The 23,160-nt window shown below is 39.5% G+C and carries 21 protein-coding genes and 1 pseudogene; 5 read left to right on the top strand and 17 right to left on the bottom strand.

Features of this window, described 5'->3' with window-relative positions:
* Positions 1-167: 167 nt before the first annotated feature.
* Complete coding sequence (locus AC4CUY_RS01445; RefSeq protein WP_490773581.1) at positions 168-1,304, bottom strand: glycerate kinase family protein; 1,137 nt, start codon at positions 1,302-1,304, stop codon at positions 168-170.
* A gap of 99 nt (positions 1,305-1,403) precedes the next feature.
* Between AC4CUY_RS01445 and AC4CUY_RS01440 the strand changes: the two genes are divergently transcribed.
* Positions 1,404-1,853, top strand: coding sequence for a carboxymuconolactone decarboxylase family protein (locus AC4CUY_RS01440; RefSeq protein ID WP_336952579.1), 450 nt, complete (start codon positions 1,404-1,406; stop codon positions 1,851-1,853).
* A 188-nt stretch (positions 1,854-2,041) separates the two neighbouring features.
* On the opposite strand, the gene AC4CUY_RS01435 is transcribed toward AC4CUY_RS01440, so the two are convergent.
* The 5 genes from AC4CUY_RS01435 to AC4CUY_RS01415 form a co-directional block, all read right to left on the bottom strand.
* Positions 2,042-2,605: an HdeD family acid-resistance protein gene (locus AC4CUY_RS01435; protein ID WP_490774651.1), complete on the bottom strand. Its 564-nt coding sequence runs from the start codon at positions 2,603-2,605 to the stop codon at positions 2,042-2,044.
* 136 nt (positions 2,606-2,741) lie between these two features.
* Positions 2,742-3,500, bottom strand: a complete 759-nt coding sequence (locus tag AC4CUY_RS01430; RefSeq protein ID WP_336952169.1) for a hypothetical protein — start codon at positions 3,498-3,500, stop codon at positions 2,742-2,744.
* Between the two features lie 70 nt (positions 3,501-3,570).
* Positions 3,571-6,213 carry a type I DNA topoisomerase gene (topA, locus tag AC4CUY_RS01425; RefSeq protein ID WP_419327063.1) on the bottom strand — a complete coding sequence of 881 codons (2,643 nt, stop codon included), beginning with the start codon at positions 6,211-6,213 and terminating at the stop codon, positions 3,571-3,573.
* A 26-nt stretch (positions 6,214-6,239) separates the two neighbouring features.
* On the bottom strand, positions 6,240-6,689 hold the full coding sequence (locus tag AC4CUY_RS01420; protein ID WP_336952172.1) for an ammonium transporter: 450 nt from the start codon (positions 6,687-6,689) through the stop codon (positions 6,240-6,242).
* 106 nt (positions 6,690-6,795) lie between these two features.
* Positions 6,796-7,131, bottom strand: coding sequence for a winged helix-turn-helix transcriptional regulator (locus AC4CUY_RS01415; protein ID WP_336952173.1), 336 nt, complete (start codon positions 7,129-7,131; stop codon positions 6,796-6,798).
* 150 nt (positions 7,132-7,281) lie between these two features.
* Between AC4CUY_RS01415 and AC4CUY_RS01410 the strand changes: the two genes are divergently transcribed.
* Complete coding sequence (locus tag AC4CUY_RS01410; RefSeq protein WP_336952175.1) at positions 7,282-8,028, top strand: SDR family oxidoreductase; 747 nt, start codon at positions 7,282-7,284, stop codon at positions 8,026-8,028.
* Positions 8,029-8,131: 103 nt separating this feature from the next.
* Here the strand turns inward: AC4CUY_RS01410 and AC4CUY_RS01405 are convergent, their stop codons facing one another.
* From AC4CUY_RS01405 to AC4CUY_RS01370, 8 genes and pseudogenes are all read right to left on the bottom strand, one after another.
* Positions 8,132-9,169: a hypothetical protein gene (locus tag AC4CUY_RS01405; RefSeq protein WP_419327074.1), complete on the bottom strand. Its 1,038-nt coding sequence runs from the start codon at positions 9,167-9,169 to the stop codon at positions 8,132-8,134.
* A 140-nt stretch (positions 9,170-9,309) separates the two neighbouring features.
* Positions 9,310-11,049, bottom strand: coding sequence for an acetyl/propionyl/methylcrotonyl-CoA carboxylase subunit alpha (locus AC4CUY_RS01400; protein ID WP_483770376.1), 1,740 nt, complete (start codon positions 11,047-11,049; stop codon positions 9,310-9,312).
* A 1-nt stretch (position 11,050) separates the two neighbouring features.
* Positions 11,051-12,631 (bottom strand): 5-oxoprolinase subunit B/C family protein, encoded by a 1,581-nt coding sequence (locus AC4CUY_RS01395; protein ID WP_490773580.1) that lies wholly within the window; start codon positions 12,629-12,631, stop codon positions 11,051-11,053.
* A 19-nt stretch (positions 12,632-12,650) separates the two neighbouring features.
* On the bottom strand, positions 12,651-13,457 hold the full coding sequence (locus AC4CUY_RS01390) for a putative hydro-lyase (RefSeq protein ID WP_419358914.1): 807 nt from the start codon (positions 13,455-13,457) through the stop codon (positions 12,651-12,653).
* A gap of 19 nt (positions 13,458-13,476) precedes the next feature.
* The gene (locus AC4CUY_RS01385) at positions 13,477-14,235 is read right to left on the bottom strand and encodes a LamB/YcsF family protein (protein ID WP_336952179.1); all 759 of its coding nucleotides are present in this window, start codon (positions 14,233-14,235) and stop codon (positions 13,477-13,479) included.
* Positions 14,236-14,270: 35 nt separating this feature from the next.
* Positions 14,271-15,522: pseudogene (locus AC4CUY_RS01380) on the bottom strand (NRAMP family divalent metal transporter).
* 331 nt (positions 15,523-15,853) lie between these two features.
* Entirely contained in the window at positions 15,854-16,762 is a 909-nt protein-coding gene (mumR, locus tag AC4CUY_RS01375) for a LysR family transcriptional regulator MumR (protein ID WP_336952181.1), read from the bottom strand.
* A gap of 123 nt (positions 16,763-16,885) precedes the next feature.
* Positions 16,886-17,131 carry a SlyX family protein gene (locus AC4CUY_RS01370; RefSeq protein ID WP_004718047.1) on the bottom strand — a complete coding sequence of 82 codons (246 nt, stop codon included), beginning with the start codon at positions 17,129-17,131 and terminating at the stop codon, positions 16,886-16,888.
* Between the two features lie 35 nt (positions 17,132-17,166).
* Between AC4CUY_RS01370 and AC4CUY_RS01365 the strand changes: the two genes are divergently transcribed.
* Positions 17,167-19,077, top strand: a complete 1,911-nt coding sequence (locus tag AC4CUY_RS01365; protein WP_490773579.1) for an ATP-binding cassette domain-containing protein — start codon at positions 17,167-17,169, stop codon at positions 19,075-19,077.
* A 122-nt stretch (positions 19,078-19,199) separates the two neighbouring features.
* On the opposite strand, the gene AC4CUY_RS01360 is transcribed toward AC4CUY_RS01365, so the two are convergent.
* Positions 19,200-19,649: a GNAT family N-acetyltransferase gene (locus AC4CUY_RS01360; RefSeq protein WP_336952184.1), complete on the bottom strand. Its 450-nt coding sequence runs from the start codon at positions 19,647-19,649 to the stop codon at positions 19,200-19,202.
* 365 nt (positions 19,650-20,014) lie between these two features.
* Here AC4CUY_RS01360 and AC4CUY_RS01355 point away from each other — a divergent pair, with 365 nt between their 5' ends.
* Complete coding sequence (locus AC4CUY_RS01355) at positions 20,015-20,230, top strand: hypothetical protein (RefSeq protein WP_224964682.1); 216 nt, start codon at positions 20,015-20,017, stop codon at positions 20,228-20,230.
* A gap of 127 nt (positions 20,231-20,357) precedes the next feature.
* Here the strand turns inward: AC4CUY_RS01355 and AC4CUY_RS01350 are convergent, their stop codons facing one another.
* Complete coding sequence (locus AC4CUY_RS01350; RefSeq protein WP_336952186.1) at positions 20,358-21,335, bottom strand: acyltransferase family protein; 978 nt, start codon at positions 21,333-21,335, stop codon at positions 20,358-20,360.
* A 37-nt stretch (positions 21,336-21,372) separates the two neighbouring features.
* Positions 21,373-21,924: an O-acetyl-ADP-ribose deacetylase gene (locus tag AC4CUY_RS01345; RefSeq protein ID WP_336952187.1), complete on the bottom strand. Its 552-nt coding sequence runs from the start codon at positions 21,922-21,924 to the stop codon at positions 21,373-21,375.
* A gap of 117 nt (positions 21,925-22,041) precedes the next feature.
* Between AC4CUY_RS01345 and AC4CUY_RS01340 the strand changes: the two genes are divergently transcribed.
* The gene (locus tag AC4CUY_RS01340) at positions 22,042-22,977 is read left to right on the top strand and encodes an LpxL/LpxP family acyltransferase (RefSeq protein WP_490773578.1); all 936 of its coding nucleotides are present in this window, start codon (positions 22,042-22,044) and stop codon (positions 22,975-22,977) included.
* Positions 22,978-23,160 lie beyond the last annotated feature (183 nt).

Raw genomic sequence — 23,160 nt, 5'->3', positions numbered from 1 at the left:
TGGCTGCTAGTTTAGCAGAGCTATAGTGAAATTATGCATTTTAACCCAAGAATCAAGTCGTGAATTGACGCTTAAATCAGGACATAAAAATGAAGAAAAACTCAAGACAATAAAATTCCCCTATCTTTTGGAGAGATTAAAGAAAGGCTTCAACAATAAAAAACAGCTTATAACCTTAACAACCGTGTCACATTTTCACTACAGCGTTCTAAATTTTGCTCACCGTGCTTTAATGCCGTGACTAAATCACATGCACCATCAACAATACCAAAAATTGCGCTAAAGCCTTCTGCATAAAGCTCCTCGGCGCCTTCACCGATATGCCCTGCAAAAGCAATCACAGGTTTATTCAACTGCTTAGCAACTTGTGCTACCCCAAAAGGTGTTTTGCCAAACTTAGTTTGAAAATCAATCCCGCCCTCACCAGTAAACACATAATCTGCTTGGGCAATTTTTTCCTCAAGTTGGGTTTCTTTAATCACGATTTCTATACCAGAGCGTATTTTTGCTCCTGTAAAAGCCATAAGTCCGAAACCCAAACCGCCTGCAGCACCAGCACCCTGAATATTTGCCACATCCACATGCAATTGTTGTTTCACCAACATAGCAAAATGATCAAGATTTTGATCTAAGATCCCAACCATCTCAGCAGTTGCTCCTTTCTGTGGTGCAAAAATAAAAGAAGCACCATTTGGACCACATAATGGATTGTTTACATCACTGGCAATAATAATCTCAGTCGCTTTTAAACGCACATCGAGTTGTGAAAGATCAATGCTTTTGATCTGTTGAAGCTGCCCACCACCCACATCTACAGGATGGTTGTTTTCATCTAAAAATTTTGCCCCTAAAGCCTGTGCCATCCCAGCACCAGCATCATTGGTGACGCTCCCACCTAGACCAATAATGATTTTATCAACACCCAAATCTAAAGCGGCTTTAATCATTTCCCCTGTACCCAGAGTTGATGTCACCAAAGGATTACGTTGGGATTTTTCGATCAAATGAATACCATTTGCCATCGCCATTTCTATAACAGCCGTTTGACCGCCATCAATTAATCCCCAATAGGTGGATATTCGTTGCTGAACCAATGGACCAGTGACCTCAATATATACTTTACGACCACTTCGTGCAGCGACCAAAGCATCGACTGTTCCCTCACCACCATCTGCCATAGGTACATGAATAAACTGCGCATCAGCAATGACTTTTTCAATGCCACGTTGCATTGCAAAACAAGCTTGTTCGGCTGTCATACTTTCTTTAAATGAGTCAGGCGCAAGAACAAAAACTTTAGACATGAGCAAATGCATTTCGGTGAGATTCAAAAATTAACATAACGATTTTTCGAGTATAGATAAACTAATAAATTCATAATTAAGACTAAAGAAATGACAACTATGCAACGTGTAAACCTTGGAAAGACCGCCCCAGAACTATATAAAACGGTCATCGAGCTTGAAAATTTATCTATGCAAAAAGTTCAGCAAGCTGGGCTTGATGTTGGATTCTCTCATTTGCTCAAATTAAGAGCCTCGCAAATTAACCAATGTGCTTTCTGTGTTCGTATGCATACCCAAGATGCAATTAAAGCGGGCGAGTCAACCGATCGTATTGCCTTGATTAGTGCTTGGCGTGAGAGTGAATACTTTACTGAAAAAGAACGTGCGGCCTTAATTTTAATTGAAGAGATTACTTTAATTGCCAATCAACATTTTCCAGATAACGCTTATGAGCAAGCTGCACAGCATTTATCTAGTGATGAAATTACAGCGATTGAATGGATTGCGATTGTGATCAATACATGGAACCGTATCGCCATTTCTAGCCAGTATAAAGTTGCAAAGTAAGCTGCGTTTTAGCACTTTAATCAATTTATCTAGGCAACACTTCGCTTTTCAAGCGTGTTAATTAAGATAAGATTTAACTGAATACTGCTCTAGTTGCATAAATATTTACGCCAAAATGCAAAATGCCTGATGTCATTCATCAGGCATTTTATTAAAAGCGTATACGATTTCAAATATCAAGTGAAACCTTAATGACTCGCTGGAGGGATGTGTTTAATTGCTGCTGCGAAGGTAAGATAGTTCACTCCTTGGAATAAAATATCCACACCTAAAAATAATCCGAGTACCCAAAAAGGAGAATCAGGTGATGCCAAAATAATTGCGCCTGTTGCCAATGTTAAAATCCCTGAAAATAATGTCCAACCCCATCCAGACATTGGTTTCAACATAAAAGCATTAAAAATACGAATAAAACCGCCAATCAATAAAGCAATTGCCAGTAAATTGGTTAATACCACTGCAGTGGTAATCGGAGATTTAAAGGCATAATAACCCGCTGCGATATACAACACACCAAACAACGCCCAAAGCCAACGGAAACCGCCATCAAAAATTTTAAATGCTGCAATCAGGTGTAAAGCCCCACCGATCATCATTAAAGCACCAAACAATGCAACAACTGTCAATGTTGCCATACTCAGTGAAGCCAATAGCACTAATCCAAAAATCACCAATAAAGCTCCAAGCAGAAGATACCATTTACGGTTTTCATGGAGTTGATGACGAACTAAATCATTTCCTACAGTACGCATATTCTTCTCTTGGTTGTTATTCATTGATTTTATTGTTGATCTAATTCAGTTGTTTGTCTGTATAAAATCTGCATCTATACGAAAATAAAGCTTTATTTGAGCAGAATGTTAGCGATAAATTGCACAGGTCTATAGGCTACTTCACCCATCCCATTTCTTGTGCAGTGAGTCGACTGATCATAGTATCTGCTAGTTCTTCAGGTGTTTTGCTTTTACTTTCTGAAAGCGGAATATATCCACCCATGATTTCTGCACGTGGTTGCGGGTAGCGTGGTTGTTGCTCAGGATTTGCATAGCCTGTTGGATAGAGTGGCTGCCCTGTTTTAAAATCATATTTATCTTTGGCGCCAAAGGTATGTAATAACTCATGTACAAGAACAACCTTATTACTCGAACTTTGCTTTCGCGATGCAAATAGATTCACCGAGCCAATACGTCCACGTTCCAATGCAGTGGAGTGCTTCAATACTTTCAGCAACTTCGGATCATAATAATTTAAATACAGGGTCACCGATGGTGAGCCATCTTCTCCTTGATGCTGTTTCCATGCATAAAATCTAAATTTTAAGCTCCACAGAACTGTATCCAATATACGGCCTGATTCTGGAAACTTAGGTGGCAAAGTATCTAATTCACGTCCAAGTTGAAAATGGAACGAAATCGGTTGTCCACGAAATACTTGAGACTGCAAACTTAAATAATGTTTAATTTCTTCAAGATCATCTGTTGAAATTTGCTGAATATAGACTGATGTGGAGCGTTGACCATCTGCATTAATTGGATGTAATAAAACAAAGATGGGCTTGCTCCAATCTTGGTTCATATCACGCCAAGCATTCACTGCAACAATCAGCAGAATGATCAGTAAAATACCAACTCGAATCTTTTTCCACATTGATTATATTCTCAATTTTTAATTGCAATAAAAATGCTGACCTAGGCCAGCATTTTTAAATATCTATGAATTAAGCTTCTACCCATTTCCCATCTTGGTAGACCAAAGACCATTTGGTTTGTTTACCTTCTGGGGTCTCTGAACCAATATATTGCGCTTGGTTTTTACGGCTAAACTTAACCAATGTTGGATTACCATCTGGATCTTGATCAGGTGCTTGCAAGATAAACTGATACTTAGGATCAAGTTGATCTGCAACTGAACGTAACTCCGCAACCTTCGGTGCACGTGTTTCGCGTACTTTAGGGAATTTGCTTGCAGCCAAGAATAACCCCGCTGCTCCATCACGTAGAACAAAGTAATCATCATGTTTGACTGAACGTAAATGTTCCATTTTGATTGGGTCGACACGAGGTGGCGCTGGCTGACCATTTTTCAGAACTTTACGGGTATTGTCACAACTCATACAAGCGAAATATGGACCAAAACGACCTGTTTTTAACTGCATCTCGCCATCACATTTATCACATGGAATGGTTGGACCATCATAACCCTTGATTTTGAACTCGCCTTCTTCCAGCTCGTAACCATCACAATCCGGGTTATTACCACAAATATGTAACTTGCGACCACCATCAATCACATAGCTGTCCATTGCCGTACCACATATTGGACAACGTTTTTTCGACATTAAGTCAGCAGTTTCAGCACTGTCATCATCAGAAAGTATAGCCAACGACTCAACTGGTGTTAAATTCAACGTCCCTTTACAGCGTTCTTTTGGTGGCAAGTTGTAGCCAGAACAACCAAGGAAGACACCCGTTGTACCAGTACGAATCTGCATCGGACGTTCACATTCTTTACAGTGAACAGCTTCAACTTCTACAGGTTGATTACGGCGCATACCGTTTTCACCCTGTGCTGTAGTTAAACGCTTTTTAAAATCACCGTAGAAACTATCTAACAGCTCTTTCCAATTACGTTCACCATCTGCAACTTTATCCAATTGACCTTCCAAATCTGCAGTAAATGCATAATTCATCAGGTTATTAAAATTCTCGTCTAGACGATCGGTAACAATTTCTCCCATCTTCTCTGCAAAAAGACGCCGATTGTCGAGTTTGACATAGCCACGATCTTGAATCGTAGAAATAATCGCAGCATAGGTAGATGGACGACCAATACCACGTTTTTCTAATTCTTTAACTAAAGATGCTTCAGTAAAACGTGCAGGGGGTTTAGTGAAATGTTGAGAAGGATCAAGTTTCTCAAGTTTTAGAATTTCACCCACTTTGACTGCTGGTAATAAAACATCATCATCAGACTTGTTCTGACCACGCACTTTGGTAAAACCATCAAAAACTAAAGTACGACCTTTGGCCTTGAGTTCTACACCATTGGCATCAACCAAAATCGTTGAGGATAAATACTCTGCTGGAGTCATTTGACATGCAACAAATTGACGCCAGATCAAATCATATAAACGTTGTGCATCACGCTCAACACCCGCCAAACTATCGCCTTTTAAGGCAACATTGGAAGGACGAATCGCTTCATGGGCTTCTTGCGCATTGGCTTTATTCCCATAACGATTTGCTTTAGCAGGTAAGTACTTTGCACCAAATTCAGTTTCAATATGATTACGCACCATACTGACAGCATCATCACTCAAGAATGTTGAGTCAGTACGCATATAAGTAATAAAACCAGCTTCATATAAGCGCTGTGCCAGCATCATGGTTTTCTTCACTGAGAAACCTAAGCGAGTACTAGCAGCTTGTTGCAAAGTTGACGTTATATAAGGCGCACTTGGATTGACCTTAGTTGGCTTATCTTCGCGTGTTGCAACTTTATATTCAGCATTTTTTAAAATTTTCAATAAAGCATCAGTTTGCGCTTTATTTTGTAATTTTAATGTTTTGCCAGCTTGCTTGACTGCTTCTAAACGAATTTCATCTTTTGCAGATTGGGTATCTGCAAAAACTTGCCAGTATTCTTCAGGAATAAAGGCACGAATCTCACGTTCACGCTCGACCACCAATTTTACCGCAACCGACTGTACACGCCCTGCAGAGAGGCCACGCGCAATCTTTTCCCACAGTAATGGTGAAACCATAAAGCCAACCACGCGGTCGAGAAAGCGACGAGCCTGTTGCGCATTCACACGGTTTAAATCTAGTCGTGTAGGTTGCTTAAATGCTTCTTGAATGGCATTTTTGGTAATCTCGTTAAAGACTACACGATGGTAACGGCTATCATCACCACCAATCACTTCTCTTAAATGCCAAGCAATCGCTTCCCCTTCTCTATCCAAATCCGTTGCGAGATAGATTTCATCTGCATCTTTGGCCAGTTTTTTCAGTTCAGCGACGACATGTTCTTTGCCTGGAAGCACTTCATATTTAGCTTTCCAGCCATGCTCAGGATCAACCCCCATACGATTGACTAAAGCGGATTGTGCCTTTTCAGCCTTCTGTTCATCCGTCAATTTGGTACGTGTTGCTGGTTTTTTTTCTGTCGATTTACTTGAACCACCTGTAGGCAAGTCACGAACATGACCTACCGAAGACTTCACAATGTAATTTGAGCCTAAATATTTATTAATCGTTTTCGCTTTTGCAGGCGACTCCACAATCACTAGTGCACGTTTTTTCCCAGCATCAGGAGAATTTGCTGTTGTGCTTTTGGATGTGGACCGAGGAGCGTTCGCCATAATAAACCACTGTTCCTATTATTAAGTTAAATTTCAGCCAATTTAAGTAAATATGCCTTCATATCATCAAGCTGTGTTGCTCTGAGGTCAGATTCTTCATCCCAATAAAGCCCTACACAGTTGGCCTGCATATCAATAGCATAAATCCCTTTTAATGCAATGGGAAAATCTTTAAATTTCTCATCACCGAGGACCACTTGAAGCTTTTGCTCTGCTACACGGGCGCGCATCAAAGCTAAGCGTGCATCTGGAATAAGTACACTATAATAAGCCACCATACTCGCACGAGACTCTGTTGCCATTGGGATTTTCGTCCACTCTGGTGCAGCCACTAAACGTGGGTGTAAGCCCATCTTACGTGCTTTCTCTCGCATTAAACCTAATGCTTTTTCTCTAGGGCTTACGCGTAAGCCAAAAATCGAGCCCAATACAAAAACAATAATAACGAGCGCAACCCAAAGACCAGTGTGTTCCATAGTTCACCTTTTAATTCCTATATTAGAGTTGCATAAGCTGAATATAAAACGCAAGTTTAAAATTAAAATTACCTGCAATTACTCATTTTGAGGTCAGTTTAATCTCTTATTTTTCATTCATATTTTTTTCATAAAACTCCATCCAGATTCCCAATGACTGAATAGAGTTTTCCAACGTTTGTCCCAATTCGGTGATTTGATATTCCACTCTAGGTGGTACTTCTGGGTAAATCTGCTTTGTTATAAGTTGGTATCGCTCAAGCAATTTTAAATGTTTTGATAGCTCTTTTTGGGGAATAGGCGCTAAAGCCTTTTGTAATTGGCTAAACCGAACAGGATGTTTTGCTTCAATAAGATGATAGACAATCGGCAACACCCATTTTCCTGAAAATAATGCAACAAATCGCATAATCGAACAATTTTGCTCATATTGCAGTGTCATTATTTTTCACCTTACATAAAGCTACATTTTATAGTATATGAGTTTAGTCTATTTCAAACCAAACAACGACTAAGTCACCAATTGGTAAGTACTTACTTTCGCAAATAAATTTCCACAATATAAGAGTCTTTAGACAATTTAGTGAACAATATGCGATTAAAGAATAAAACGGTTTTAATTACAGGTGCAACCAGTGGAATCGGTTTTGCAGCCGCACAACGAGCAATAGAAGAAGGTGCTTTTGTTGTATTTACAGGCAGAAATCAAGACCAAATTTTGCAAACACAAAATCAACTCGGTACGCAAAGCTTGGGCATCTCATGTGATCATTCCAATTTAGCATCTCAAGATAATTTCACTCAAAAAATACAAGAATTATCAATTAAATTCGATGTAATTTATATCAATGCTGGTAATGTCACACATGAGGCATTTGGTCAATGGACAACTGAACAATTCGATGTGATTTTCAACACCAATGTAAAAGGCCCATTTTTTCTTATTCAAAATTTGCTTTCAATGATAAATCCCCATGCCTCAGTCATTTTATGTGGTTCGACCAGTATTCATATTGCCTTAGAGAAAAGTAGCGTTTACGCCGCATCTAAAATCGCTTTACGCTCTTTAGCCAAAACATTATCTAGAGAGCTTTTAGCGCATCAAATACGTTTTAACTTACTCTCCCCAGGACCAACTTTAACACCAGCCCTTAACAAAGTCGCCAATACCCCCGCTGAGACCGAACAACTTAAAGTCAGTATTGAAAATCTGGTACCAATTAAAAGATTGGCAGATCCTATAGAAATCGCCAATGCCTTTATTTATCTTGCTTCAGATGAAGCTAAATTTATAGTGGGTAGCGAACTATTAATAGATGGAGGTGTCGCAAATTTATAAGAACGTACAGACTTATCAAAACAGGATCTATAACTCAATAAAAAAGCGTTTAACATTAAATCTAATCGCTTTTTTGTTTTGCTCTGATAACTTCAAGTTTGGTCTAATTTAAGTACATTTCATGACTATAAACAACTTCATGACCATTCCAGTAAATATAGCCTTTTTCAATCAACTCTTTAAGCAATAAACGAATATCTGACTTTGGAAACATTTGTTCCAATAAATCTCGTAACGCATAAATATCTTTAGGTTTATCTGTTTTTAGATCATTCAATTTATGGATGACTTCGATTTGTACAGGATCTATTTTTTCAAAGTTTTTAAATAAAACATTGTGTACCAAACTCACCGAATCTTGCTGATCAACTTCTTGTAAAACTCGATCCGAGTCCGCACATAATTTTTCTAAAAATTGATCAATTTTTTCAATTTTAATATTAGCTTGTGCTACGGATTCTGTCTCAGTTAGGTTTACTAAAACAGGAGATTCAATATCAAGAGCTGTCCATTGCTTCAACACTTTTTTACGGTAAGCAACTTGATCATCAAAGCGTTTGACAATTTTCAAATTGATTAACATTCCAACAAGATGTTGAGCTTTTTCTGGAACAATTTGCAAAATATTAACAATAGAATTTTTTAATTTCTCAATCGTATTTGGTTTGCCAGTCATTTCTCCCAAAGCATCACAATACTTCTTCACCATGATTAAATATGGCTTATTTTTAATCGCTTGTAGACTTGGTATTGAGTATTTGTTGCGTTGACGCTCTAGCGTCGACTGAACTTGAATAAAACTGCAATCAAGATCAGCACTACGCATTAGATCTAACAATAAGCGACAGCTTGGCACAGCAGAAATTACGTCAATCTTAATTTCAGGTTCTAATAATGCCAATAGTTGTCCCACCACAACTGCATATTCATATTCTTTTTCAGATGCATTCGGTACCTCTAAAATCACCACCTGGCCACTGCTCACCCAGCCTGAAAACTCAGTTAAGTCTTCTAGAGAGTACTGAAATTGCCCTGTGCAATTGAAAAGATAGAGTGTCGGGTAATGTTCAATAATCTCCCTCAGGATATTGGCTGTAGGCATATTATTTTCAAGATCGAGAAGAACAGCTTTATTCGGCATGGTCAAAAATTTTGCGACTGAACAGTGCCAAGCATTACAACTAGCTTTCAACAAAAGGTCAAATAAAATTGGAAATTTAATCCTAAACTCCCAATTCCACCTGATTTAAATTTATAAGTTTTAAATTTTAAAGATAAATATCATTGGATTGTTGCAATCACTTGATCTGCATAACAGGTTGCACCTACCTCTTTAAGCAATTGAATTAGACCATCTTGATGAGCCAAAACTTGAACTTCCATTTTCATCGCTTCCATAATTGCTACAACCTGCCCAGCACTTACGTGCTCGCCAGCTTGGACTTTCCAAGAAATGATTGCCCCATTAATGGGTGCTTGTACATCTTCAGGTTTAAGCGCTAACTCTGGTGTTTGCGTCTGTTGTAGATCAGCCTGAACTGCACCTTGAGCAAACATCCCTGCAGGTAACCCTAGACGATGTAATTTTCCATCTATTTCAATATAACTCAAAATCATAGGCTGTTGATGCTGAGGAATCGCACGTCGAGTTGATTTTAAGTCTTGTTTAAAGTCATTTTCAATCCAACGCGTATGTACTTTAAATTCGTCGATAAAATCAGGCTCATTCAGCACGGCTCGATGAAAATCTAAAACTGAAGCCACACCCTCAATTTTAAACTGCTTTAAAGCACGTTTTGCGCGGCGTATTGCGATTTCACGCGTTTCCCCCGTCACAATCAGCTTTGCCATTAAAGAATCGAAATGGCTGGAAACCAGAGAGCCTGTGCGCACGCCAGTATCGACACGCACACCATGACCAAAAGGTGCTTCAAATAAACTTAGTGTACCAAATGCTGGAATAAAACCACGGCTAGGGTCTTCTGCATTGATACGAAACTCAATGGCATGACCTTGTGCTTTAGGGGTTTCTTTGATCGATAACTCTTCGCCCAAAGCCACCTGAATTTGCTCAACCACCAAATCAACGCGCGCTGTTTCCTCCGTCACAGGATGTTCAACTTGCAACCGCGTATTGACTTCTAAAAATGATAGCGTCCCGTTTTGACTCAATAAATACTCGACTGTCCCTGCTCCAACATAATGAGCAGCCTGACAAATATTTTTTGCTGAAGTTAAAATCTCTTGGTAAATCTTGTCACTGATAAATGGTGCTGGAGATTCCTCAACTAATTTTTGATTACGACGCTGTAAAGAACAATCGCGTGTGCCTAAAACCACAACATTTCCATGTAAATCAGCAATAACTTGCGCTTCAACATGACGTGGATTATCTAAGTATTGCTCAACAAAACATTCACCTCGACCAAATGCAGCTTGTGCTTCACGTACAGCAGAGTCATAAAGTTCTTTCACTTCTTCAAGTTTCCAAACCACTTTTAAGCCACGTCCACCACCACCAAAGGCTGCTTTAATTGCAATTGGCAATCCATATTGTTTTGCAAAAGCTAAAGCCTCATCTGCATTGTTCAAAGGGTCTTGTGTGCCTTGTACCAATGGAGCACCTACTGAAGCAGCGATTTTACGTGCTTCAATTTTGTCACCCAACTTGGTAATTGCTTCAGGAGATGGACCCACCCACTTCAATCCTGCGTCAATCACGGCTTGTGCAAACTCAGCCCGTTCTGACAAAAAACCATAACCCGGATGCACCATCGTGGCTTTTGATTTTTTAGCAATATCAATAATGGCATCAATATTTAAATAGGTTTCTTTTGCAGTTGCCCCAACCAAACCCCACGCTTCATCTGCAAGTTCGACATGCAAACTGCCAATATCGTCATCTGCATACATCGCCACTGAAGCAATGTCCATATCCCGACAAGCATGGATAATACGCACAGCAATTTCACCACGATTGGCAATCAATAATTTTTCATTTACATATTTTTGCTGGTTCATCTTAGTTCTCGATATCTACAAATTCGGCGATTTTTCTAAATTTGATATGGCAATCCGCAGGTATTTGTGCCACCAAATCCCAATGATGCTTGGCAACCGAAGCAATCACAGGATAACCACCTGTTAATGGGTGATCATTCATAAACAATACAGGTTGACCATTGGGTGGAATCTGCAAAGCACCAATACATGTGCCTTCGCTTTCCAATTCATGGTGAATCTTACGTGTTAAGGGTGCTTTCCCAGATAAACGTAATCCCACTCGATTACTTTCATGAGTCACTAACCATGCTTGATTGCACAGTTTTTCAATACTGCTTTGCTCAAACCAATCCGTTCGAGGTCCCATCACAATATCAAGTTCAATCGTATCGCCAAGGGACGGGAGATTGGATTTTGGCACTTCGTTGATGCTGATATTGGATGGGACAACTTGACCTTGGTAAATGACATCACCCGTTTTTAAAGGGGCTGGACCAAGAATGGCTAAACTGTCAAAAGAACAGCTATTTAAAATGGGTTGAATATCCAAACCACCACGAACCGCAAGGTAATTGCGTAACCCTGCACTCGGCGTTTGAATTTGAAATTCATCTCCCTCATCCAGTGCAATCGCTTGATAACTGTCAAAATCTACTTTTTGACCATCTGCAAATTTCACATGGATATTGGAAATTGCACCTGCCACGCTAATGACAGCTGAATTTTGCATGACTGCTTTTAAACCACCATTGAGTACCTCAATCACAGGCGTATCCGTTGGATTCCCCACGATTCGATTGGCACAATGCATCGAAACCACATCCATCGCACCTGCTGTCCCCACACCGATATTGCTGTGCTGAAAACGGCCTTCATCTTGAATCGAAACTTGCAAGCCAGATGCCGTGATTTTAAATAAGGGGTATTTTAAAGTTAAATCTTGTCGTGGCGTGATTTGCTTGGGCACATCCACAGATACAGGCCGATGAGTTATATCCTCAAAATGCACCCGCATTCCTGGTCGTAAAAGCGCAGGATTTTGACGCTCCAAATCCCACATTTTTTCTGACGTTGTTCCAATCAATTGCCAACCACCTGGACTATCTTTTGGGTAGATACCCGAGTATTGCCCAGCAAGTCCAAGTGAACCTGATGGAATTTTTTTACGCGGTGTCTTTAGACGAGGAACGTCTGTAAAGGGCAGATCAAGGCTACTCATATAAGCAAAACCTGGAGCAAAGCCAATAAAGGCAACGTCCCAAGTACTTTGATGATGTTTTAATATCAGATCGGCTATAGAGAGGCCTTGCAGTTCCGCCACTTGTACTAAATCTTCGCCATCGTAACGAATCGGAATAATCACTTCCTGCGTATTGCGATCAAAACCTGAATCAAGGTTTAACGTACCAATCAAAACACTCAAGGTTTTAAAGTCAGTCTTGATTTCGTTAAAACAAATTAAAATTGTTTTTGCAGCAGGAATTAAATCTTTGATTCCATTCAAGTGTAAATTTTGCAATTTACTGTATAACGCCAAAGTTTCTTCTAAACTAGAAAGCTCAATCAAGAAACTGTCGGAATTTACCGATAAAAATCGCATTTACTGATCCTTTCTTGTCTTAACGCATCCACGCACGATCAGGTATGTCTGTAATCAACATATGTCCTGGTGCATGGCTAATGGCAAATGGGATTTTCGAGTTCATGATTGCCGCTTGAGGTGTTACACCACATGCCCAAAATACTGGAATTTCACCCTGTTCAATACGTGAGGCATCACCAAAATCTGGCTGATTGATGTCGCGTATTCCTAAACTTTCAGGATGACCAATATGTACGGGAGCACCATGAACACTCGGCATACGCGCCGTAATTTTTACCGCCTCAGCTATTTGATTGGCAGGAATGGGGCGCATAGAAACCACCATATTCCCTGAAATACGTCCAGCAGAAAGGCATTCGATATTACTCAAATACATCGGTACATTGGTCTTGTCATGGATATGACGCACTTCAATCCCTGCGTCTTGTAAAGCTGTTTCAAAGGAGAAACTACAGCCAATTAAAAAGGTCACTAAATCAGGATGCGCGTTATAAAGCTCACTCGCATCAGTGAGCTCATCAACCATTTCACCGTCTTTCCAAACACGATATCGTGGAAAATCAGTGCGAATGTCTGTGTCAGCAGCCAATCGAGAGTGGTATACGCCTTCTTCCAAAACATCTAACACAGGGCAACTTTGTGGGTTACGCTGGGCATACAACAAGAAATCATATGCCCAGTCTTTGGGTACAGAAATCATATTCACTTGTGTCATTCCAGCAGCCATTCCTGCTGTGGGTTGATCAAAACCCGCACGAATTTGTTGTCGCGCATCCAATGCAGCTTTTAGTTGAACTGGATCGACTTTAATCTCTTTAAACATGTGTCTTGTCCTTATTGTTTTATGCACAAAATGAACGAACTTGAATGTCGTTTTTTAACAGCTCAGCTTTAATCGCTGCGGACATTTCTAATGCGCCAGCAGTATCACCATGTAAACAAATCGTATCGGCTTGAATTGGGGTAAAGATGCCATCAATTGACTCAACCCCGCCATTTTTTAACATCGCAACCACACGTTTTGCCACAAACTCTGCATCATGCAAAACAGCACCCTCCAAACGGCGTGAAACCAGTGAACCATCACGGTTATAAGCACGATCAGCAAAGGCTTCTGAAACCACTTTTAGACCTGCCTGACGTGCTTGTGCAACCAAATTTGACCCAGCCAAAGCAACCAGTACCAATGCTGGGTTATACATTTTAATGGCTTCAATCACGGCTTCGGCTTGTACGGGATCTTTGGCTACGGTGTTATACAATGCCCCATGCGGCTTGACATATTGCACTTTGGAGCCAGCAACTTTTGCCAAACCATCAAGTGCCGAAATTTGATAGAGCACATCTGCAATCAGCTCGTCTTGAGACAGATCCATATTACGGCGACCAAAACCAACCAAATCTGGGTAGGAAACATGCGCACCAATCGTGACATCTAATCGCACTGCTTGTTGAAGCGTTTTCAATATTCCCAACGGATCACCTGCATGGAAGCCACAGGCAATATTAGCACTACTGACAACAGGTAAAATTTGCTCATCATTGCCCATTTTCCATGAGCCAAAACTTTCACCCAAGTCACTATTTAAATCGACATACATTGTGATCATTCCTTTTCAATTGAGTGTGAAGTTGATTAAAGCTTGGTGAGGTAATTAAATACCGTCGTGAATGACATATAACCCATCCACCATGTGAGTAAGCAGGTTAATACACCCAAAACCAGCAACCATTTTGGATAATTATAATTGCCCATCATGTCTTTACGACATGCCGCAACATAGACAAAAATCGTTAAACCAATTGGTAATACCAAACCATTAAAACCACCCACAAAGATCAATAAGCCCGCTGGTGTTGCACCTAGAATCACGTAAAGCAACAGGGCTAAAGAGATAAAGCTAATCGTGAGGTAATTGGTATGTTTGGTGGTTAAGTTCTTTTTAAATGCGGACATAAACGAAACAGAGGTATAAGCTGCACCAATTGTGCTACTGATTCCCGCTGCCCAAAAAATCAAGCCAAACAGTTTAAAACCAAATGTACCCGCAGCATATTGGAATGCTTGCGCAGCTGGATTGGCATCGTGACTTGCTAAATCGATATTTGCGCCGCTGACCACAACCCCTAAGAATGCCAAGAACAATACATAACGCATGATCCCGACCACCACAATACCTTTGGTTGCGGCTCTGGCAACTTCATCAATATTTTCTGGTCCTACAGCACCTTTGTCCAATAAGCGATGCGCGCCTGCGTAGCAAATATAACCGCCCACTGTACCGCCAACAATGGTTGTAATGATGGCGAAATCAATTTGATCAGGTGCAAAAGTTTGTTGAACGGCTTGCCCCACAGGTGGCATGACAATAAATGCAACGATCACGATCAAAACAATTTTGAGTAAACCCAAAATAATCATGCTCTTGTCCATCGCCAGTGTGGCTTTTCTGGAGGCAAAAATCAGAATTGCCAAAGCACCGCTCAGCACGCCGCCGACCTTGGTATCCAACCCAAAGAGTGCATTTAAGCCCAGTGCAGCACCTGCAATGTTACCGATACTAAAGAAAAACCCACCTAAAATAACCAGAAATGCGAGTAAGTAACCACTCCCCGGTAAAGCTTTATTGGCAATATCAGAAGCGCGCATTTGCGTTAAGGTAACTACACGCCAAATGTTTTGCTGAACAACGTAATCAATAATGATCGAAACTAGGATTGCAAAGCCAAATGCAGCACCTAATTTCACTGTGAATACAGCGGTTTGGGTTAGAAAACCTGGCCCCATCGCCGATGTTGCCATCATAAATATAGATGCAACAATTGCCCATTGGCGGTCAGATAAAAAAGAAGATTTCAATAAAGACATGTAGGCGTTCCTCATCCATTTGAGCTTAATCAACGCTATTTCAAGTGAAACAAAGAACATCTATTTTTCTAAAATATGAAATTCTTTAATCCTTTAAACTTTTAAGATTTTTTGGTTATGCTGAACCAAATCTGTATTTCAAATAAAAGCATAGGCGAAGGTGAGTCACAATAAGACTTTATCCAAAATTTATTAAACTTAAGATATTGAATTCATATATTTTTATTATTTTTAAAATCATTTAATAATGAATATTTATCACTTTCTATAAGTTCTCATTATCAATATTTCATATTTTTGCAATTTTTAAATCAAAACCAAAGCCGAATAAAATGCCGTTTTATTCTTCACTATCTAATTTTATTATTCAGCTTTTTCATGGCATTTTCCGAAGTTAAAACCGCTAAATCGGTCAACTTTTCTTTTAATGCGGTGTTATTGCCTTGTGTATAGATTGCGGTAAAGTGGAATGTCTTTAATTGGATTGGCGTATCCAAAATTTCCAATCGCCCATCTAAAATTTCTTTGATTGCCGTTAGTTTAGGTACCACTGCAATCCCTAAACCTTGTTCAGCTAAACGTAATAATGTGACCAATGAATAACTTGTAATGGATAGTGGTTCATCTATCTTTTGTTCTTTCATTTTTGCTTTGAGCTCTTTATAAGGATAGGTAATTCTTGGATAGGTTAAAATGGTATGCGACATCAATGCCCGCAATGACATCTGCCCGATTCCACCTTTAAATGAAGGTGATGCCAGAAAGCTTAATTCAAAATCACACAATGAACGTTCTATACATTCAAAAGGCAAAGTTGGCCCCAGTAAAAACGCCATATCCAAATCACCAGTGCGTACACCTTCTTGTAAATCTGGAGTTAAATTCACCACGATTTCAATGGAAACTTTTGGAAACTCTTGCTGGACTTGCTCCATATATTCCACTAGCCAAGTATGGACAATCGTTTCGGAAACCCCTAAACGAATCGTTCCTGTTAAATACTGACTTTCTGTGAGTTCAGCCACTAAGTCTGTTTCCAGTCGCATAAACTTTTCAGCATATTTAAATAAGGTCATGCCTTTATGCGTGGCTTTGATTTGACGAGAACGGCGATCAAGCACTTTAAAACCGAGATCATTCTCAATCGCAGTAATTTTTTGAGAAATTGCAGGCTGAGTCGTTTGAAGCTTTGTTGCGGCTTTATTAAAACTGTTTAAGGTCACCACCCAATAAAATGCTTCGAGGTTTTTTAAGTTCATAATCCATCTTAACCCACAAATTTAGCGCTTGCGTTATGCAAATCCTTTGCCAATACCACTGCTATGTGTGAATTTACTCTTGATTCAGCACACCTCAGCCACTCATATTTTACTTTCGTTAGATCAATAATGCGGAGGTCGATTGGTCATTGGGTCAAATGCTGCAATACCTTCTGACAAATCAGCAGATTCTATACGTTGGTAAATTAACTGCATTTGTTTTTTTAAATCAGCGATTTCCAAGCTTTGTTGTGCTACTTGATCATTTAATTGTTCGACTAAATCATCTAAAAATGCAATTCGGACTTGCAAATCTTCTATGGGTGCGGAAAATGACGCCTGATCATCAATATTTTTATGTTTAGTCATTTTTAGTCCTCAGTGTGGGATGTTTAGGAAACCGTATGGCCTATATTACTATAAGGGATGTCCAACTTGCGTTTGGTGGACCTGCCCTGCTCGATGGCGCAAACTTCAATTTAGAACGAGGCGAACGAGTCTGTCTGATTGGTCGTAACGGTGAAGGTAAGTCTACTTTACTCAAACTGATTGAGGGAAGTTTATTGCCTGATCAAGGTGAAATTGCATTACAAAATGGTATTACGATTTCTATGCTTGCTCAGGATGTACCGATGGATTCGGGCAAAGTTGCAGATATTGTTGCCGAAGGTGCAGGAGAAGCCGCGCTCGTCCTAAAAGAATACCACGAAGCCAGCGATGCTTGTGTATTAGGTGATATGGAAGCTTGTGATCGTATGGGCAACCTACAACATAAGCTGGATTTGCTCGATGGTTGGGCATTAGAAACCAAAGTAAATTCTATCTTGAGCAAAATGGGCTTAGATCCTGAAGCGGATTTAGCTGATTTATCAGGGGGGCGTAAACGCCGTGTACTTTTAGCACGTGCATTGTTGACGCAACCTGACGTTTTATTACTTGACGAACCAACCAACCATTTGGATGTAGAAAGTATTGAATGGTTAGAGAAATTCTTACTCGATCAAAACAATCTGACCCTGTTATTTATTTCCCATGACCGTGCTTTTGTTGACAGTATTGCGACACGTATTGTGGAATTGGATCGTGGTATTTTACGTAGTTATGAAGGTAACTACTCACGCTACCTCGACTTAAAAGCACAGCAAATGGAAGCTGAAGAAAAGCAGAATGCGCTGTTTGATAAACGCTTGGCTGAAGAAGAGACTTGGATTCGTCAAGGCATCAAAGCACGTCGTACCCGTAACGAAGGTCGTGTACGTGCATTAAAAGATTTACGTGAACAATCTAAAGCACGTCGCTCACAACAAGGTAAAGTGAGCATGGCGACTCAAGAGGCAAATCGTTCAGGTAAATTGGTGTTAGATATTGAACACTTAAGTGTGGCTTTTGGTGATAATGCACCAATTATTAAAGATTTTTCTGCTTTAGTACTACGTGGTGACCGTATTGGTTTAGTCGGTGATAATGGTGTAGGTAAAACCACCTTGATCAAAGCCATTTTAGGTGAACTTGAACATGGCGGTTCGGTGAAAACAGGTACACAGCTTGAAGTGGCTTATTTTGACCAATTACGTAATGCGCTAGATCTTGAAAAATCAGTAATGGCCAACGTGTCTGAAGGCTCAGACTTTGTCGATGTTAATGGTGGTCGCCGTCATATCTACAGCTATTTACAAGACTTTTTATTCTCGCCTGAGCGCGCACGTACTCCTGTCAAAGCACTTTCAGGTGGTGAGCGTAATCGTATCCTTTTGGCGAAGTTATTGCTTAAACCGTCTAATCTTATCGTAATGGATGAGCCAACCAACGACTTAGACATGGTGACTTTAGAATTACTTGAAGAAATGTTGAGTGATTATAAAGGGACTTTGTTATTGATCTCTCATGACCGTGCATTTATGGACAATGTTGTGACATCAACTTGGGTATTTGATGGTAAAGGCAATATCGATGAATACATTGGTGGCTATCAAGACTATCTAGAACAACGTCCAGATCAGCGTGTTGTCGATCAGAAAAGTGATGTAAAAAAGGCCATTGCTAAAGCGGAAGCTGCTGCGACGCCTGCTGAACCAGCTGTTAAAAAAGTGAAGTTGAGTTATAAAGATCAACGTGCTTTAGAACAGTTACCCGCAGAAATTGAAGCTTTAGAAAAAGAACAAACTGAACTAACTGCAAAACTTGCAGATGGTTCTTGGTTTGTGACTGATGCAAATGCAGCCACCAAAGCGTCGCAAAGACTTGGCGAGATTGATGAACTGATGCTTGAAAAAATGGAGCGTTGGGATGCATTAGAAGAAATGACCAAAGGTTAATTCTTATAAAATCTTTCAATAAAAAACTCCGCAAATATGCGGAGTTTTTTAAGAGCCTGCCGACATTGAAACCAACAACATTGATCAATCATCTTATAGATATACAACACATATTTTCAGCTTTATGTATTAACCAGATTTAAGGACATTGGAACATAACGTAACCCATGATTTTCAATGGTTTCATCTTTCACCACAAAGCCAAATCGTTCATAAACAGGTTGTGCATTACAGCTTGAATTTACCGTAAATACTGAAACACCAGACTTTTTCACCTCCTGCAAAATAAAGTCCCACATTGTTCGGCCAATTCCCTGAGCTTGCTTCTCTTTCGATATAAAGAAATGAACCAAATGGGCCGGATTCTTATACGCAATAACACCGATCATCTGCTGATGATCGCTATAAACAAAATAGTGAATTTCAGGATTCTCAAGCATTTTTTCAATCATACTTGCGGAAAACAGTTGTCGCCCACTGTCATTAATTGCAAACTCATCAATAAAAGGCGCAATCAATTGAGTAATTGCAATTAAGTCCTTAATGGTTGCTCTTCTGATTGTCTTATTCATGTGAGGGGCATTCCAATAGTGGAGTAGCAGTAAAAGATCAAAATGCTCAATTTAAGTCTGTAATCAGAATTTCGTTATCTAAATAATACTTGAAATGATATATAACAAACTCCTTCATTTTTAAAAATAAACGTACTTATTTAAATGGCTTAGTTCAAGTTAAAATGACGGCAATACTTTACTAATTAAAATTAAATAAAACTTAAAAAATCAAAGCACTTACCATTCCCCACTCATCTTACCAATGATCATTTCATTTACACTGAATTTCGCTACAAGCACTTCATGATGTTTCCATACAAATCCACCAAGATATGATTATCGAATCTAGTTCAGATCTCGAATTATTTAGTGAGAATATGATCATGAAAAAAGTTACATCATTACTTGTTGCAGCATTCACCACAGCAATTTTCGCAGGTTCTGCAATGGCAGCAACTCCAGCACAGCATTCGACTCAAGCGGTTAAAACCCATCAAATGCAAAAACAACATAAAGCTGGCCATAGCCAAAAACACCATGCCGCTGCACAAAAATCAGCAACAGCAAAAAAAGTAGAGGGTAAAGCAGCAACCAAATAATCCACTTTAAAACGTTGTTTTAAAACTGTCGCTTTATAAAATTATGGTCCTCATGCTTAAAAGCTACACCAACAGTGTAGCTTTTAAATTTTTAGCGAATGCTCTGGAACGCTTCAAATCCATTCAGCTACTTTAAACCAAACTTCTCAGCAGGCTTGATTAACCATAAGGATAATTTTCTTAATAGAACATCAAAAAATTGCTGTTGTAACATCCAGCAAGTCAATACAGATAAACCAATGCAAATCCCAATTTCCACAAAAATATGAAAATCCAGTTGCCAATAACGTGCAATCAACATCACCACAAAACCATGTAGCAAATACACCGCCAAAGTATTTTTCCCAAGTTGCACACAGCCAATATTCAATAATTTTGTCCATGCAAACATCGCGAAAATGCCTAAACTCGACATCAATAGACAGCCTATTCTGATCCACGTACCATCCCACATACTTACCTTAAGCTGCTGATAACTTAAACTGCCATATAACCAAAATGGGTTGATTTGGGTGAAATATACCAAGCTTGCAATGCCCATCACGATAAATCCAGCTAAAACTTGAGTGAATTTAAATTGCTGAATTTTCTCGACAATGGTTTTGCCATAAAGCGCACCCACAATAAAAAATGGAAAGAAGCTAAAAATTCTTCCGATAGAGTATTGGTAATTGTTCCAAGGGCTTAAACCGATACATAAAGCAAGAATCAGTGCAATCGGCAGTGCAAATTTTGTTTTTATCAAAAAATGGGTAAGCGTTGTCCATACCATCATGCCCAACAGATACCATAAGATCCAATAAGCTCGTTCAAAAAAATTCCAATTAAGTTGAAATTTACCTGACCAGATGGCATCAAATGCAGGAAATAGAATTTGAAAGGGCAAATAGAGCGAGACAAAAAATAAAATATTCTTAAACCACTTACTGTCTTTAAACAACATGCCCGAAATAAAGATAAAAGCAGGCATATGTACAAAATAAATCGTACCTAATAAGACATGATCAAGCGGATCTTTCCAACCGATCATGCGTTCTAGAAAATGCCCGAGCACCACAAGAAATATCAGTGTTGCCTTACAACTGTCTAAGTAGGTATTTCTCATCGCAAGGTTGTCTAGAATAATCAGTGAATAACTGTAATTATATACCTAAAACATGTACGTGCTTTTGGTCAATCTCAGCAAGATGCTGGCGATAGATTTTAAAATTTTCCAAATCAAAACACACGAAACTGACTTCCTCTAAATTGGTCGTCTGGGTTAAAAACTTAGTCACGCTGTTTATGGCAATAAATGCTGCCTCTGATTTGGGAAAACGATAAATGCCTGTTGAAATATTCGGAAATGCCAGTGTTTTTAGCTGATATTGCTCAGCGAGTCTTAAACTGTTCAGATAGGCTTTTGCAAGAAGTTCATTTTCAGCATGCTGTCCATCTTGCCAAGTGGGGCCCACGGTATGAATCACATAATTACAGGGCAACAACCCCGCTGTGGTAATCACTGCTTCACCAATTGCACACCCCCCCTGTCTGGCCCGAATCTTTTGACAATCCTCCAAAACAGCTACCCCACCTTTACGATGAATCGCACCATCCACACCACCACCGCCAAGTAACGAGCTATTGGCAGCATTCACAATTGCATCCACCTTTTGAACTGTAATATCACCTTGAATTAACCGAATTATTTTCACGTCATGCTTCCTTGCTTATCCTCAATGAGAGTGAATGACATCTTGAATTTTCTTCTTTAAACCGCTTCATGCTACACTCCTTTCAGTTTTAACTGCCCCAAAATTTACAAAACTGCTATGAGTAAAAAGCATCAATACGAGCCTGGAAAATTTTATTGGGCATTTTTACATCCGAAATATTGGGGAATCTGGATTGCGATTGTATTTTTGATGATGCTCGCAATTTTGCCTTGGGCAATTCAGTATCGCTTAGCAACACTGTTGGGCAATATTGCCTTTGACCGACTGAAATCGCGTCGTGAAACAACAACGCGTAATTTAGAAGTCTGCTTTCCAGAATGGTCGCCTGAACAAGTCATCGACAATTCAAGACAAGTCTTTGTTGATCAAATGGTCGGGGTCTTTGAAACCTTAAATGCATGGTACTCACCACAATGGTTTAAAAACCGTGTCAGTATTCAAGGTCTAGAGCATATCCGACAAGCCAAAAAAAATGGTCAAGGCATACTGTTACTCGGCACTCATAGTACCATGCTTGATGCTGGTGGTTATTTATGTGCACAATTTTTTGAACCCGATGTCGTGTATCGCCCACAGAATAATCCTTTACTCGATATGCTGATTTATCGTTGTCGTGCAACGATTTATAAAGCGCAGATTGATCATGATGATATGCGTGGATTGATTCGCCATCTGAAAGAAGGTGATGCGATTTGGTATAGTCCAGATCAGGATTTTGGATTAAAACAAGGGGTGATGGCACCATTTTTTGGTACGCCCGCTGCAACGGTAACAGCACATCGACGTTTATTGAAAATATCAAAAGCTGTCGCGATCCCACTGTATTTCTATCGTGATGGTGATATAAAAGATCCAAAATACCATGTACTTATTGAACCTGCTGTTGATCCATTACCCAGTGAAGATGAAATGGATGATGCGATTCGTGTCAATAAAATCATTGAAAATCAACTACGGATCGCGCCGACACAATATATGTGGTTTCATCGTCGCTTTAAAACACGTCCCAAAGGCTATGAGAAAATTTATTAATTTTGAAAGCTTTCGTTTTTAACAATCAGGAGATATAAAAATATCTCCTTTTTTATTTTGGTCATCTAGCGTTTAAATACCATCGTTCATGGCGAACTGCGTCTAGTTACATATGCCCACTTTCTTGATTAAACAATGCGAATTAAGATTTATCAATAATAAGCTAAATACATTCAAATTTAA

The organism is Acinetobacter sp. 778_lipA (assembly GCF_058242985.1).
This window is presented reverse-complemented; position numbering and strand designations above follow the sequence as displayed.